The sequence below is a fragment of the Tessaracoccus antarcticus genome, assembly GCF_003688855.1.
Lineage (GTDB): Bacteria > Actinomycetota > Actinomycetes > Propionibacteriales > Propionibacteriaceae > Arachnia > Arachnia antarctica.
The window spans coordinates 308,689-323,111 of sequence record NZ_REFW01000003.1 but is presented as its reverse complement, the minus strand read 5'-3'; the positions used below and the strand labels follow the sequence as shown (position 1 = coordinate 323,111).

Below are 14,423 nucleotides of genomic sequence, written 5' to 3'. Positions count from 1 at the left end.
TTGCCCCCCATCGTCGAAACAGGAAGTCAGCCATGTTTGATTTGCCACCGCTCCTAGTGGGGATTGGCGGAGCTGTACTGCTCGTCATCCTCCTCATCTGGCTCATCGCCAGCCGCTACAAGGTCTCCCGCCCCAATGAGGCCTACATCATCACCGGCCAGAAGGGGAAGGCCGTCACCAACCCGGAGACCGGTCAGATCTCCACTGACCTGAGTGCGCAGAAGGTCATCATGGGCGGCGGCGTGTTCGTCGTGCCGTTCATCCAACGCCTCCACATCCTGGACCTGTCCAGCCGTCGCATCATGGTGCAGATCCGTGGCGCCGTCTCCGGGCAGGGCGTCAAGCTCAACCTCGACGGTGTCGCCATCGTGAAGGTGGGTGGCAACGAGGACTCCATTCGCGCCGCCGCGCAGCGCTTCCTCACACAGCAGGACGAGGTGGAGACCTTCACGCAGGAGACCCTCGCCGGTTCCCTGCGCTCCATCGTCGGTTCGCTGTCCGTGGAACAGATCATCCGTGACCGCGCCGCCTTCGCGCAGCGCGTGGCCGACGAGGCCGAATCCTCCCTCACCGGTCAGGGCCTTGTCCTCGACACGTTCCAGATCCAGGACATCAGCGACGACGGCAGCTACCTGTCCGACCTGGGGCGTCCGGAGTCGGCGAAGCTGAACCGCACCGCCGCCGTGGCCGAGGCCCTGGCACGCCGGGAGGCGGAGCAGGCACGCCTGGCCGCCGAGCAGGAGATCGCCATCGCCCAGCGTTCGCTGGTGCTGAAGGAAGCCGAGATCAAGGCGGAGACCGACGCCGCACGTGCGCAGGCAGCCGCCGCCGGTCCGTTGGCGCAGGCCGACCGCGACCAGGCCATCCTCGCCGAGCAGGAGAAGGTTGCCGTGCGTCAGGCAGCCCTGAAGGATCGTCAGCTCGACACCGAGGTCCGCAAGCCGGCCGACGCACGTCGGTACCAGGCAGAGACCGAGGCGCAGGGTCGTCGTAACTCGGAGATCTTCGAGGCGGAGGCACGCAAGGCGTCCTCCATCGCAGACGCCGAGGCCGAGGCCGAGAAGGCACGCCTCACCGGTGTCGGTGAGCAGTCCCGACGCTCCGCGCTCGCAGAGGCCGAGGCCATCGAGGGTGCCAAGCGCGGTGAGGCCGAGAAGGCCCGTCGTATCGCTGAAGCTGACGCCGTGCGTGCCGAGGGTGAGGCGCAGGCTGCCGCCGTTGCCGCCATCGGTGCCGCCGAGGCCGAGGCCATGAACAAGCGCGCAGCAGCGTTCAAGAACTACAACGACGCTGCTGTCCTGCAGATGCTCATCGAGGTTCTGCCACAGGTGGCGGAGAAGGTGGCTGCCCCCATGGGCAACATCGACAAGCTCACCATCGTCTCCACCGACGGCGCGTCCGCGCTGCCGCGGGCGGTCAACGACAACGTGGTGCAGACGGTCGAGATGATCAAGAACACCACGGGCATCGACCTCATGGAGATCATCTCCAGCAGGTCGTCCAAGGCCACGAGCAGCGACACGGTGAGGGGCACCGTCGTCAACGACGACGAGTGACCTGACCCAACAACATCGGCGAGGCCCCGGACCACGGTCCGGGGCCTCGCTGTGTGTGCACGCCTTCCGGGGTGGGCATGCGGCCCCCTGGACGAGAGCGGTGCCGTGGGTGGGCAATACTGGGGGACATCCGGCACATGGAGGTGGGGATGGACAGGCTGACTCTCGGCGTTCTGGGAACATCGAGCAAGAAGAATGAGTTGCGGCTGGCAATCCACCCGGAGCATTTCAAGAACATCGACGAGGACCTGCGGGAACGGATGGTCCTGGAGCGGGGATACGGGCTGCGGTTCGGGGTCTCGGATGAACACCTGTCCTCCTACGTCGGCGCCATTTCGTCGAAGGAGGAGATCTTCGCGAGCGCAGATATCATCCTGCAACCGAAACCGATCCTTGCGGACCTGCAGTCGATGCGGACCGGGCAGGTCCTGTGGGGTTGGCCGCACGCTGTGCAGGATGCGGAACTCACGCAGGTCGCCATCGACAAGGGGCTCACCCTCATCGCGTGGGAGGCCATGAACCACTGGAACAGCGATGGCGAGTTCCAGATGCATGTCTTCGCCCGCAACAACGAACTTGCCGGGTACTGCTCCGTGTTGCACGCCCTGATCCTCAGGGGGTCCACAGGGCACTACGGCCAGCGTCTGCGTGCGGTGGTCATCGGGTTCGGCAGCACAGCACGCGGGGCCGTCACGGCGCTGCAGTCGCTCGGAATCTCCGAGGTGATCGTCCTGACCTCACGGGTGGTGACGGCGGTGGCCGATCCCATGTCCGGAATGGTTCTGGAGCGGATGGAACGCTCAACGGGGGATTCGGGCCGCACCGTGGTGCGATCGATGACCGGAACAGTCGACACCCACGAGGTACTCGCAGGGTTCGACGTCGTCGTGAACTGTGTCCTGCAGGATCCGAACAACCCCATGATGTTCGTCACCCACGAGGACCTGCCGCAGTTCACCCCGGGAACACTGCTGGTGGACGTGTCCTGCGACGAGGGCATGGGTTTCGAGTTCGCCCGGCCCACGTCGTTCACCGATCCCACCTTCACAGTCGGCGATGGTGTCACCTACTACGGCGTCGACCACAGTCCTACGTACCTGTGGAACAGCGCCACGTGGGACATCAGCGAGGCGCTCATTCCCCACCTGCGCAGCGTGATGAGCGGGGACTGGGACGCGAATCCGACCATTGCGCGCGCCATCGAGATCCGCGATGGAGTCGTGCAGAACCCGAGCATCCTGTCGTTCCAGGACCGGTCTCGGCAGCACCCGCACCCTCGCCTCGCGGAAGGGAATCACCACTGAGGGCTCCAAGGATCCTGAGCAGCCCCGGGACAAAGGAGCAAACCAGTTTGTTTCCTGATTTGCCCCGCGGGGAAGAAGCTGGGCGTGCCGAAGGACCTCAGGGCCGTTCAACACATCGTGGATCGGTGTCAGGCCAGCCGGGCGGCTATGCGGTCGCCGACCTCGGTGGTGCGGACCGGGCCGGCGGCGCGTTCAGTGATGTCGGCGGCGACGGCGGCGTCGATGCGGCTGGCCTGTTCGGGCATGCCGAGGTGGGACAGCAGCAGGGCCATCGAGGAGATGGCCGCTGTGGGATCGGCGATGCCCTGCCCGGCGATGTCGGGGGCCGAGCCGTGGACCGGCTCGAACATTGACGGGAACTCGCCGCTGGGATTGATGTTGGCGCTGGCCGCCAGGCCGATGCCACCGGTGACGGCGGCGGCAAGGTCGGTGATGATGTCGCCGAACAGGTTGTCGGTGACGATGACGTCGAACTGGGCGGGGTTGACCACCATGGCGATCATGGCAGCGTCGATGTGCAGGTAGGTGCGCTCGACGTCCGGGTACTCGGCGCCCACCTCGTTGAAGACGCGGTTCCAGAGCGTTCCGGCATTCACCAGCACGTTGTGCTTGTGCAGCAGGGTCAGCTTGCCGCGGCGGGCACCTGCGCGGATGAAGGCGTCGCGGACGACGCGCTCCACGCCGTAGGCGGTGTTGACGGACACCTCGGTGGCAAGTTCGTGCGGGGTGCCGACGCGCACGGCGCCGCCGTTGCCGCAGTACAGACCCTCGGTTCCCTCGCGGACGACGACGAAGTCGATGTCACCCTGTGAGACAACAGCCTCCGACAGGGGAGTGGAGACACCCGGGTAGAGACGGGAGGGGCGCAGGTTCACGGCATGGTCGAAAGCGAAGCGCAGCTTCAACAGCAGGCCACGCTCCAGGAGTCCGCTGGGGATGGCCTTGGAACCCGGTGCCGCACCGACGGCGCCCAGGACGATGGCGTCGACACCCTTGAGTTCCTGCAGGACGGTGTCCGGCAGCACCTCGCCCGTGCGCTGCCAGCGCTCGGCGCCGAGGTCGTAGTGCGTGTAGGCGAAGGTGCCCTCGCCGACGGTGGCCTCCAGCACCTTCAACGCTTCAGCGGTCACCTCGGGGCCAATGCCGTCGCCGCCGATGACTGCCAGGGTCTTGCCGGGTTGTGTCGTCATGGACGCAAACCCTAGGCCACAGCGGCGGATCGTCTCACCATGTGGTGGACGCCGTCCCACCACGCGAGACAGCCGGGGTAGCTTTGTCCGCGACCTCGAGCCGCTGGAGAAGATCAATGACCGCCATACCCACGTGCCCCGAAGAGTTCCACATCTTCGACACCAGCCTGCGCGACGGCGCGCAGCAGGAGGGACTGCGCCTGACCGTCGCCGACAAACTGAAGATTGCCGTCTACCTCGACGAGCTCGGCGTCACCTTCATCGAGGGTGGCTGGCCCGGCGCCAGCCCCAGCGACACGCAGTTCTTCGCGGAGGCGGCGCAGGTCCTGGACCTGAGGACCTCCAAGCTGGTGGCGTTCGGCGCCACCCGCAGGCCCGGTGGGTCCGCCTCCACGGACGTCCTCACCCGGGCACTGGTGGACGCCGGCACCGACTACGTGTGCATCGTCGCCAAGAGCCACGACGAACATGTCATCCGGGCCCTGCGCACGACGCTCGAGGAGAACCTCGAGATGATCCGCGACACGGTCACGTTCCTGATCAACGAGGGCAAGCACGTCTTCGTGGACTGCGAGCACTTCTTCGACGGCTACCGCGCAAACCCTGCGTACGCCCTGTCGGTGGTGCGTACAGCTTCCGAGGCCGGCGCCGAGGTGGTGGTGCTGTGTGACACCAACGGTGGCATGCTCCCCAGCTGGATGGGCGACATCGTCAGCGCCGCGGCCCAGACGGGGGCCAACCTCGGTGTGCACTGCCACAACGACACCGCCTGCGCCGTCGCCAACACCATGGCGGCCGTCGAGGCGGGGGTGATGCACGTGCAGGGCACGTTCAACGGCTACGGCGAGCGGACCGGCAACGCCGACCTGTCCGCACTGATCCCCAACCTGCAGCTCAAGTTCGGGTGGGAGTTGCTGCCTCCTGAACGCCTCTCGGAGATCACCAGGGTGGCGCATGCCATCGCCCTGGTGGCTCACCAGCCGCTGCTGGGGCGCCAGCCCTACGTCGGTCAGTCGAGCTTCGCGCACAAGGCGGGCCTGCACGCCAGTGCCATCAAGGTGGACCCCAACCTCTACCAGCACATCGACCCCGCCCTGGTGGGCAACGACCTGCGGATGCTGATCTCCGACATGGCGGGACGCGCCAACATCCAGATCAAGGGTGAACAGTTGGGCATTGACCTCAGCGACCGCGAACTGGCCGCCCGCATCACCGACAAGGTGAAGGCGAAGGAGGCCGAGGGCTACAGCTACGAGTCCAGCGATGCCAGCTTCGAAATGTTGCTGCGCCAGGAACTGGGCATCCTCGACTACCCCATCCAGGTGCACTCCTGGCGGGTCCTGTCCGAGGAGCGCGACGGCGACACCATCACGGAGGCCACCGTGAAACTCACCGCCAAGGGCGAACGCCAGATGGTGGTGGGGGAGGGCAACGGCCCCGTCAACGCTCTCGACATGGCGCTGCGCAAGGCGGTGGCCACTGCCTATCCCGAGGTGGCCGAGTTCGAGCTCACCGATTACCGCGTCCGGATCCTCGACGAGGGCCACGGCACGGACGCCACCGTGCGGACCCTCATCGACACTTCGTGGCGGGGGGAGACCTGGACCACCGTCGGGGTTGGCACCAACGTCATCGAGGCCTCGTGGGAGGCACTGCTGGACGCCATCGTCTACGGCATCTTCACCCACATCGCTTCCGACTGAGACCGGGCCGTTTGTCGTGGCGGGGCTGGGAGGCCCCACCCCGGTAGGCTGCGGGGCATGCGCATTGCACGTTTCGCCGCCGCCGGCAAGGACCCGGCCTACGGCATCATCGAACTCGCCGTCGACGCCGGGGAGCACCCCGACACCATCGCGGTCCTCAGTAACGACCCCCTCGCGGGCGTCCCGGTCAACTACACCGGGGAGCGCCACCACCTGAAGGATGTGCGCCTCCTGGCGCCCGTGATCCCGCGCAGCAAGATTGTCGCCGTGGGACGCAACTACGAGGACCACGCTGCCGAAATGGGCAACGAGGTCCCCGTCGGGGCTCCATTGCTGTTCCTGAAGCCCAACACCAGCGTCATCGGCCCCAACGAGGCCATCGTGGTGCCCGAGGGCGTCACCAACCTCAACTTCGAGGGCGAGCTCGCCATCATCATCGGACGCATCTGCAAGCAGGTGCCGCCGGAGCGCGTCCCCGAGGTGATCTTCGGCTACACCATCGCCAATGACGTCACCCAACGGGACTGGCAGGCCAGTGACAACCAGTGGACGCGCGCCAAAGGGTCCGACACGTTCTGCCCTCTCGGCCCATGGATCAACACGCACCTCAGCATCGAGGAGGCCTCGAAGCTGTCCATCCGGACCAGTGTGAGCGGCGACCTCCGCCAGGACGGCAACACCTCCAACATGGTGCGTGGCATCGTCGAGCTGGTCAGCTTCATCTCCTCCTTCACCACCCTGCTCCCGGGCGACGTCATCCTCACGGGCACCCCCTCGGGCGTCGGGGACATGCGCGACGGTGACACGGTGGACATCGAGATCGACGGACTGGGAACTCTCAGCAACCCCATCACGGCAGCGTGAGACCTCCCACCCCCACCCGGTCCGCCCCGCCACCGGACCTGACGTATCCGACGTCGCTGCAGGGGCCCGGGCAGGACCCGGCCCGACTGGGCTTCGGGGCCGTGCTCGCCGTGTCGGCGTTCGTTCTCGTCGTCCCCCTGGCCGCGCAGGCGTTCCTGGGGCTGGCCTGGCTGGTGTTCGGCCAGGGGCGAGCGTTCGGGCAGTACTCCGCGTCCGCGTCGGCCTACGACCTCCCCGAGGGCGTTGCCGCCACGCATCTCGCCCTGTCGACGCTCCTGTTGATCGCGTGGCTGCTCCACCGGTACGTGCACGGACGCGACGCTGAGTGGCTCGTGTCCGTGCAACCCGGGTGGCGCATGCGCTACCTGGTGGTCTGTCTGGGCCTTGCCGCCGTGGTGCTCAATGCGGCGCTGTGGGCGTCGTTCGTGCTGGGGGCTCCCGACTTCGGCCCCCCGCAGCCGGGTTGGCTCACGTTCCTGCTGGTCCTGCTCATCACCTCCCCGCTGCAGGCTGTGGCCGAGGAGGTCTTCTTCAGGGGATACCTTCTGCAGGCCATAGGGTCGGCCTCGGGCCGCGCCTGGGTGGGGATCGTTGCAACAGCCCTCCTGTTCGCCTTCTTCCACGGCTCACAGAGCCCGGCCCTTTTCGCCCACCGTTTCGTGTTCGGGCTACTGGCGGGATGGTTGGTGTTGCGCACCGGAGGGTTGGAGGCGGGCATCGCCGCACACATCATCAACAACCTGTTCGCCTTCGGCTACGCGTTGTTCACCGGTGGCCTGGCCGCCACCAAGGCAGTCTCCGAGATCACCTGGGCCAAGGCGGCCTTCGACATTGCGGGCTTTGCCCTGTTCGCGCTCGTCGCCGTGTGGATGGGTCGCAAATTCAACCTCGCCACCACCACACCACAGCTAGCGCAAAAGTGACCACACCAAAGCTCTCGACGAAGGTCAGAGGCCCGATTGATGCCCGCAGTGTGTGCTTACCTGTTCCGCAGCGAGCGCTCAAGCCTCAGTAGGGTGGAGCGACGAGTCAGCGTGCAACTGAGGCGAATCCTCAGCTGCACTGGCAATGGCCTGGAACAAAGCAGCCATGACCATGGCATCGAACGGTTACCCGGCTGTGCATCGGATCAACTACTGGTCTCCCAGTAGTACCAACCCTCTGAAGCTGCTGGAAACTTGATGGTTCCCGTGGCTTTGGTGGAGGTGTTGCACTTAGCATCGATGTAGTATTTCTTCCAGTTCACCGTCCGACCCCAACTCACGTACTGCGCGTTGCCATACTTGCCCTTGGTGATGGCATGGGAGTAGTTGTTCGTCACTGTTGACGAATTGGTCAGTGTCAACGACGCACTCACTTCGATTTTGGCCTTGGCGAGAACGGCACCCACTTCGGTGGAGGCGCCAGCGGTCACTTGGTAGCTTGCGCTGCCGGAATAGTCCTTCGTGACCGACATTGTGCCGCCGGGACCGTTCTTGAAAGTGGGTATGTTCTTGAACGGAATCCGCACCGCCGATGAGGAAGTGATCGAGTAGTAGGTTCCCATGTCGGAGCAGGCCGCCTGCGCGGTCGGTGTCGTCAGCGCCAAACTCATGGGTAGCGTCACTACGAGCGCGCCCAACGTCCGCGCAATCCTATTAACCATTATTGTGTCCTCCCGGTGGGTTGGTGTATAGGGAGCGTAGTGGACCGAGGTGAATCATGCGTCGATGACAAAAAGTTGCGCTGCTCGTGCGTGAACGGACCCCCAATCGCCCTCGGCCCACACTGCCGTCGCCTTGATCGAGCCGGGGTGAAGGCGCTCAGCCCTGACGTTGACCTCGGGTGGGTCTGATCATCTTCGAGAGGAGGCTTCCCTCCGACGTGGTCTCGCCGGGGTTGTGCCCCAGGTTCTCGTCACCCTCCGTCCGGGAGTGCCGTGTAGGTCATGGTTGTAGGCACGTGCATTCAGTGGATGGCACCCAATTTGTGCGCCGTCAAAGGGGTCGTGTAGAGTCACTTCTCGTGCCCGATACCTCGGACACGAAGGGGTATAGGGTAATTGGCAGCCCGACTGATTCTGGTTCAGTTAGTCTAGGTTCGAGTCCTAGTACCCCTGCGAAATGCGACAACATCCTCGGATGTGTGACCGTTTCATCCATCGCCTGGCCCCGTTGTGTAGCGGCCTAGCACACCGCCCTCTCAAGGCGGCAGCGCGGGTTCGAATCCCGTCGGGGCTACCAGGTAGAACACCCCGCGACCTTCACAGGTCGCGGGGTGTTTTCGTGATTTCCCGGGCTCAGCAAACCGTCTTCAGTGTGCCCTCGGCAACGTCGACGGTGAGACCCTGACCCCAGGCCAGTGTGAGGCGGTCGGCCTCCATGCCATCCCCGAACGCGACGAGGGTGTCGGACTCGATGACCAGCCGCAGCCTGCTGCCGGTGATGATGCCGTGAGTCATGGATGTGCCAGTGGAGGCGGAGGGCCAGGCTTCGCGCACGAACCACGCCAGGGTCGCGTCGGCGGGGGAGGGCAGTGACAGCTCGGGCGCCTGCGCCTGCTGCAGTGAGGCACACCAACCGGTGGCCCCGGTCCCGCTGCCGATGATGATGCCGGAGGACGACTGCCGCTCCACGCTCTCGGCCACGTGCAGCGTGTAGCGCGAGGACTGATGGGTGGGCTGCCCGACGTAGATCTCGTTGAGTGCCGTCAGGCTCTGGCCGTCGTCGGAGGTGGCGCGCACCATCGTCCGCTCCAGTGTTTGCGCGGTGCCGGCGACGACACCTTTCAGCAATCCCCTGAGCGCGTGCGGCCGGTGCGGCACAAGCACTCCGGCGGTGCCATCGGACAGCGGATCGATCCCGATAACGGGCTGGTCGTCGACATACTTGGCAAGGTTGGCCACCAGTCCGTCCTGTCCGACCACGACGATGATGTCCTCGGGCCGGAACACGAACCTCGACAGGTCACCTCGTTCCACCTCCGCGCGTGCCCACTCGCCGGGGATGCCGGAGCTGACGACGGTCAGAGCCTCCCGTGTGCGGCCGTGACGGTTCTCGACCGCACCCAGGTCCCGCCCGCGGGTGGTGAGGAAGAACTCGGCCTGGCCGCGGGTGCCGTGACGTGCGATGAGCTCGTCGTACTCGGTGTGCCGATGGACCACCACGACGCGGGGGGTGGGCATCAGCCTGCCCGGCCCGTAGCCGAGCCCAGGCGGCTGAGCAGGCCCGTGACCATGTCGGGGGTGACCACGAGTTGCTCGACTGCGGGCAGGTTGCCGGCCAGTTCGCGCAACGCCAGGGCCAGGAGGAGATCGTGCGAGGCCCCGTCGTAGGCGGCAAGCCTGGCGCGTTCGGTGTCGGCAGCAGCCTGGCCCAGGATCCTCTCGGCATCGGCCTGGGCGGCCGACAGTGCTGTGGTGCGCGCGGCCTCCGCTGCCGCGGCGATGGCGTCGGCAGCGGCGGCGTCCTCGGCGCTCCGCTGGGCATTGGCACCCTTCTGGGCGATCAGTTGCTGCTGGCGCCGGGCCAGTTCGATCTGGTTGGCCAGTTCGTTCTCCCCGATGGCGGCCTCGCGTTCGACGGCCCGGGCGCGGCGTTCGTAGGTGGCCTTGTCCGCCTCCTGTTGGATCGCCTCACGGGCGGGGGTCTGCAGAGCCCGTTCGACGTCGGAGTCGGGCCTCAACATGCTGAAGCGGACCCCCACCACTTCGATCCCCACGGAGAGCAGTCGATCGTCGGTGGACAGGTGCTCCGTGACCGTGCGGCCCAGTTCGGCCGGGTCGGCGGTCAGGGTTCCCACCAGGTCCAGTGTCGCGAGCGCGGACTTCACTGCGCTGGCCGTGGCTCCATGGATGGTGGCACCCACCCGCTCGAGGGGGCGTTCCAGCCATGCGCCGGTGGCAAGATCGATGGAGAAGTCGATGCGGGTGGCGGAGACCTCGGGGCGTGCGAAGCGGTAGGTCACGGTCCCCGGGACTGCGACCTCCTGCAGGTCGGTGGTGCGCACCCGCACCAGCACCTCCTGCTCCCGGTCGTCCACGGGTACCTCACTGATGGCGGCGATCAGTGGCCGGAACCAGAAGGAGGCCCCCAGTGCGCTGTGTGCCACCACCCCTGCGGCGAGGTGGTGCACGTGCGTGGTGCCCGACGAGCGCAGGTGCCGCAGGAGCGGGAACGTTGTGATGGTGGCCATGGGGCCCTCCTTCATCTGGTTGTCGTATGTATGACGATAACCAGGGAGGGGGTACTCGTCAAGTTGACGACAACGGGTTAGTGTGGGGGGATGCCCTACATGCAGGTGGCCCTGGCCGTGGACCTCGTGGTGCTCACCATTCGGGAGCATCGCCTCTGTGTTCTGCTGGTGGAGCGCGGCATCGAGCCGTATGAAGGCCTCGCGGCCCTGCCCGGCGGATTCGTCCTTCCCGGTGAGGACCTGGCCGATGCCGCGTACCGCGAACTGGCGGAGGAGACGGGGATCGGGGACGGCATCCACCTGGAGCAGCTCGCTACCTATGGTGCACCCGGCAGGGATCCGCGAGGACGGACCGTCTCCGTGGCCTGGCTGGCTCTGGCCCCACAGATGGCAGAGCCCGTGGCCGGTAGCGATGCCTCCGGTGCCCACTGGATTCCCGTCGACGACGTCAACGGGGAAGCATTGGCGTTCGACCACGGTCTCATCCTGAAGGACGGGGTGGAGCGGGCCCGGGCAAAGCTGGAGTACACCCCGCTGGGCGCCGCCTTCTGCCCGCCGGAGTTCACCGTGGCCCACCTGCGGGCCGTCTACGAGGCCGTGTGGGGGCACCCGCTGGACCCTCGCAACTTTCATCGCAAGGTCACCCGCGCCCCCGGCTTCCTGTGCCCCACCGGTCGTGTGACCACCACGGCCGACGGCGGACGCCCCGCGCAACTCTTCACCCGCGGGGACATGGATGTCCTCAACCCGCCGATCGTCCGGGGGTGACGGGCTCAGGGTGTTGTCAGGCCGGACTGCCCGATCGTCGCAGTACCTCGCTGAGGCGCTCCGCGGCAGCCATGACGGCGGGGGCGTGAAGCCGGCCCGGCTGGCGGGTGAGACGCTCGATGGGGCCCGAGACGGACACGGCCGCCAGGATCCGGCCGGAGGGTGCCAGCACGGGGGCCGACACGGATGCGACGCCGGGCTCACGCTCACCCACGGACTGGGCCCAGCCGCGTCGCCGGACGGTCTGCAGGCCGGCGGCCGTGAAGGCGGCCGTCTCGAGGAGTTTGGGGAGACGGTCCGGCTCCTCCCACGCCATGAGGACCTGTGCGGCTGAGCCGGCGCTCATGGGGAGCTGAGCACCCACGGGCACCGTGTCCCGCAGACCGGAGGGGCGCTCCACCGCAGCGGAGCAGACGCGCACGTCGCCCTGCCGACGGAACAGCTGTGCGGACTCGCCCGTGATGTCGCGCAGGCGCGTCAGGATGGGGGCAGCCGTCGCGATGAGTGGGTCCTCACTGGCGGAGTCCGCCAGTTCCAGCAGGCGCGGGCCCAGCACGAACCGGCCCTGCAGATCGCGCCCCACGAAGCGGTGGTGTTCGAGGGCCACGGCCAGGCGGTGCGCCGTCGGTCGGGCAAGGCCCGTGGCTGTCACGAGGCCTGCAAGGGTCAAGGGGTGCTGTTCGAGAGCTGACAGGACCGCTGCGGCCTTGTCGAGCACTCCCACGCCACTGGTTTCGTCCATATGGCGAGATTATCATCTCGCATGCTGGACACGCAAGAGGCGATTGAGCGCAACGGGGTTAGCGTGAAGACCAGACAAACCACTTTAGGGGTGAAGACACATGGGGAAGACCCTCGCTGAGAAGGTCTGGGACGCACACGTGGTGCGCACTGCCGAAGGGGAGCCGGACCTGCTCTACATCGACCTGCACCTGGTGCATGAGGTCACGAGTCCGCAGGCCTTCGAGGGCCTCAGGTTGAACGGCCGCCCGGTGCGCCGCCCTGACCTCACGCTCGCCACTGAGGACCACAACACCCCGACGCTGAACATCGACCGGCCCATTGCCGACCCGGTGTCGCGCATCCAGGTGGACACGCTCCGCAAGAACGCCGCCGACTTCGGCGTGCGCATCCACTCGCTGGGTGACCGCGACCAGGGCGTCGTCCACATCATCGGCCCGCAACTGGGCGTCACCCAGCCTGGCATGACGATCGTGTGCGGCGACTCCCACACCTCCACGCACGGCGCCTTCGGCGCCATCGCTTTCGGCATCGGTACCAGTGAGGTGGAGCACGTGCTCGCCACGCAGACGCTGCCCCAGCACAAGCCGAAGATGATGGCCGTCAACATCAACGGCGAGCTGCCCGAGGGTGTCACGGCCAAAGACGCTGTCCTCACGCTCATCGCCCAGGTCGGCACCGGTGGGGGGCAGGGCTACATCGTGGAGTACCGCGGCACCACCATCGAGTCCCTCTCCATGGAGGGCCGCATGACGATCTGCAACATGTCGATCGAGTGGGGCGCCAAGGCCGGCATGATGGCGCCCGACCAGAAGACCTTCGACTACCTGAAGGGGCGCCCGCACGCGCCCGAGGGTGAGGAGTGGGACGCCGCCGTCGAGTACTGGAGCACGTTGGTCTCCGATGACGACGCCCACTTCGACGTCGAGGTGGACCTTGACGCCACCCAGATGACCCCCTTCGTCACGTGGGGCACCAACCCCGCCCACGGCGTCCCGCTGGGTGGCGTGGTCCCCGCGCCCAGCGACTTCTCCTCCGACGTGGAGCAGGCCACCGCGGCCCGCGCCCTGGAGTACATGGCGCTGACGCCCGGAACCCCGATGCGCGACATCACGGTCGACACGGTCTTCCTGGGCTCCTGCACCAACGGGCGCATCGAGGACCTCCGGCTGGCCGCATCCGTCATCGAGGGCAAGCACATCGCGGACACGCTGCGCATGCTGGTGGTCCCGGGCTCCGCCCGAGTCCGGCTGCAGGCCGAAATCGAGGGTCTGGACAAGGTCTTCCTCGACGCCGGCGCCGAATGGCGTGCGGCCGGCTGCTCCATGTGTCTCGGTATGAACCCGGACCAGTTGAAGCCCGGCGAGCGTGCAGCATCCACGTCCAACCGCAACTTTGAGGGTCGCCAGGGCAAGGGTGGCCGCACCCACCTGGTCTCGCCCGCCGTCGCTGCCGCCACGGCACTGACCGGCCACCTGAGCGCCCCCGCCGACCTGATTGGAGCCTGAGTCCATGGAAGCCTTCACCACGCACACCGGCATCGGCGTGCCCCTGCGTCGCTCGAACGTCGACACCGACCAGATCATCCCCGCCGTCTACCTGAAGCGGATCACGCGCACCGGGTTCGAGGACGGGCTGTTCTCGGCCTGGCGCAACGACCCCGAGTTCGTCCTCAACCGCGAGCCGTACAACCGCGGCAGCATCCTCATCCCGGGCCCCGACTTCGGCACCGGCTCCTCCCGGGAGCACGCGGTGTGGGCGCTGCAGAACTACGGGTTCAAGGTGGTCATCGGCACACGGTTCGGCGACATCTTCCGCTCCAACTCCGGCAAGGCGGGCCTGCTCGTGGCCGTCGTCGAGCCCGACGTGGTGGATGCGCTGTGGGAGTCCGTTGAGAACGACCCCGAGAACCAGCTGCGGGTGGACCTCGAGTCCCGCACCATCACGGTGGGGGACACCACGTACCCCTTCGAGATCGACGAGCACACCCGTCACCGCCTGCTGAACGGGCTGGACGACATCTCCTCCACATTGCAGCACGCAGGCGACATCGACGCCTTCGAGCTGACGCGACCCGATTTCAAGCCGAAGACGCTCCCGGTCCGCACCGCCGACTGAGCCAGC

At 66.7% G+C, this 14,423-nt stretch carries 13 protein-coding genes and 2 tRNA genes; 10 read left to right on the top strand and 5 right to left on the bottom strand.

From position 1 onward, the window contains the following. Positions 1–32 precede the first annotated feature (32 nt). Positions 33–1,556: a flotillin family protein gene (locus EAX62_RS12745; RefSeq protein WP_121902080.1), complete on the top strand. Its 1,524-nt coding sequence runs from the start codon at positions 33–35 to the stop codon at positions 1,554–1,556. Positions 1,557–1,705: 149 nt separating this feature from the next. After that, on the top strand, positions 1,706–2,860 hold the full coding sequence (locus EAX62_RS12740) for a N(5)-(carboxyethyl)ornithine synthase (RefSeq protein ID WP_121902079.1): 1,155 nt from the start codon (positions 1,706–1,708) through the stop codon (positions 2,858–2,860). Positions 2,861–2,988: 128 nt separating this feature from the next. On the opposite strand, the gene EAX62_RS12735 is transcribed toward EAX62_RS12740, so the two are convergent. Next, entirely contained in the window at positions 2,989–4,050 is a 1,062-nt protein-coding gene (locus EAX62_RS12735) for a 3-isopropylmalate dehydrogenase (RefSeq protein ID WP_121902078.1), read from the bottom strand. Between the two features lie 116 nt (positions 4,051–4,166). On the opposite strand from EAX62_RS12735, the gene cimA reads away from it, so the two are divergent. The 3 genes from cimA to EAX62_RS12720 are packed head-to-tail and all read left to right on the top strand — an operon-like array spanning position 4,167 to position 7,540. Continuing rightward, a complete protein-coding gene (gene cimA, locus EAX62_RS12730) occupies positions 4,167–5,753 on the top strand; it encodes a citramalate synthase (protein WP_121902077.1) in 1,587 nt (528 codons plus the stop codon). 57 nt (positions 5,754–5,810) lie between these two features. Continuing rightward, entirely contained in the window at positions 5,811–6,617 is an 807-nt protein-coding gene (locus EAX62_RS12725; RefSeq protein WP_121902076.1) for a fumarylacetoacetate hydrolase family protein, read from the top strand. Beyond that, on the top strand, positions 6,614–7,540 hold the full coding sequence (locus EAX62_RS12720; protein ID WP_147454103.1) for a CPBP family intramembrane glutamic endopeptidase: 927 nt from the start codon (positions 6,614–6,616) through the stop codon (positions 7,538–7,540). The genes EAX62_RS12725 and EAX62_RS12720 overlap by 4 nt, the downstream gene beginning before the upstream one ends. A gap of 206 nt (positions 7,541–7,746) precedes the next feature. Here EAX62_RS12720 and EAX62_RS12715 read toward each other — a convergent pair whose 3' ends face one another. Continuing rightward, positions 7,747–8,211, bottom strand: coding sequence for a hypothetical protein (locus tag EAX62_RS12715; RefSeq protein WP_121902074.1), 465 nt, complete (start codon positions 8,209–8,211; stop codon positions 7,747–7,749). A gap of 432 nt (positions 8,212–8,643) precedes the next feature. Between EAX62_RS12715 and EAX62_RS12710 the strand changes: the two genes are divergently transcribed. After that, positions 8,644–8,715 (top strand) — tRNA-Gln (locus EAX62_RS12710). 48 nt (positions 8,716–8,763) lie between these two features. After that, positions 8,764–8,839 (top strand) — tRNA-Glu (locus EAX62_RS12705). Between the two features lie 56 nt (positions 8,840–8,895). On the opposite strand, the gene EAX62_RS12700 is transcribed toward EAX62_RS12705, so the two are convergent. Continuing rightward, on the bottom strand, positions 8,896–9,780 hold the full coding sequence (locus EAX62_RS12700; protein WP_121902073.1) for an NAD(+)/NADH kinase: 885 nt from the start codon (positions 9,778–9,780) through the stop codon (positions 8,896–8,898). Next, positions 9,780–10,790 (bottom strand): SPFH domain-containing protein, encoded by a 1,011-nt coding sequence (locus tag EAX62_RS12695; protein WP_121902072.1) that lies wholly within the window; start codon positions 10,788–10,790, stop codon positions 9,780–9,782. Before EAX62_RS12695 ends, EAX62_RS12700 begins: the two co-directional genes overlap by 1 nt. A gap of 90 nt (positions 10,791–10,880) precedes the next feature. Between EAX62_RS12695 and EAX62_RS12690 the strand changes: the two genes are divergently transcribed. Further along, entirely contained in the window at positions 10,881–11,558 is a 678-nt protein-coding gene (locus tag EAX62_RS12690; protein ID WP_121902071.1) for an NUDIX hydrolase, read from the top strand. 16 nt (positions 11,559–11,574) lie between these two features. On the opposite strand, the gene EAX62_RS12685 is transcribed toward EAX62_RS12690, so the two are convergent. Then, positions 11,575–12,300, bottom strand: a complete 726-nt coding sequence (locus tag EAX62_RS12685) for an IclR family transcriptional regulator (RefSeq protein WP_121902070.1) — start codon at positions 12,298–12,300, stop codon at positions 11,575–11,577. 100 nt (positions 12,301–12,400) lie between these two features. Here EAX62_RS12685 and leuC point away from each other — a divergent pair, with 100 nt between their 5' ends. After that, complete coding sequence (leuC, locus tag EAX62_RS12680) at positions 12,401–13,807, top strand: 3-isopropylmalate dehydratase large subunit (RefSeq protein WP_121902069.1); 1,407 nt, start codon at positions 12,401–12,403, stop codon at positions 13,805–13,807. Positions 13,808–13,811: 4 nt separating this feature from the next. After that, entirely contained in the window at positions 13,812–14,417 is a 606-nt protein-coding gene (gene leuD, locus EAX62_RS12675; protein WP_121902068.1) for a 3-isopropylmalate dehydratase small subunit, read from the top strand. The last annotated feature ends 6 nt before the right edge of the window (positions 14,418–14,423 follow it).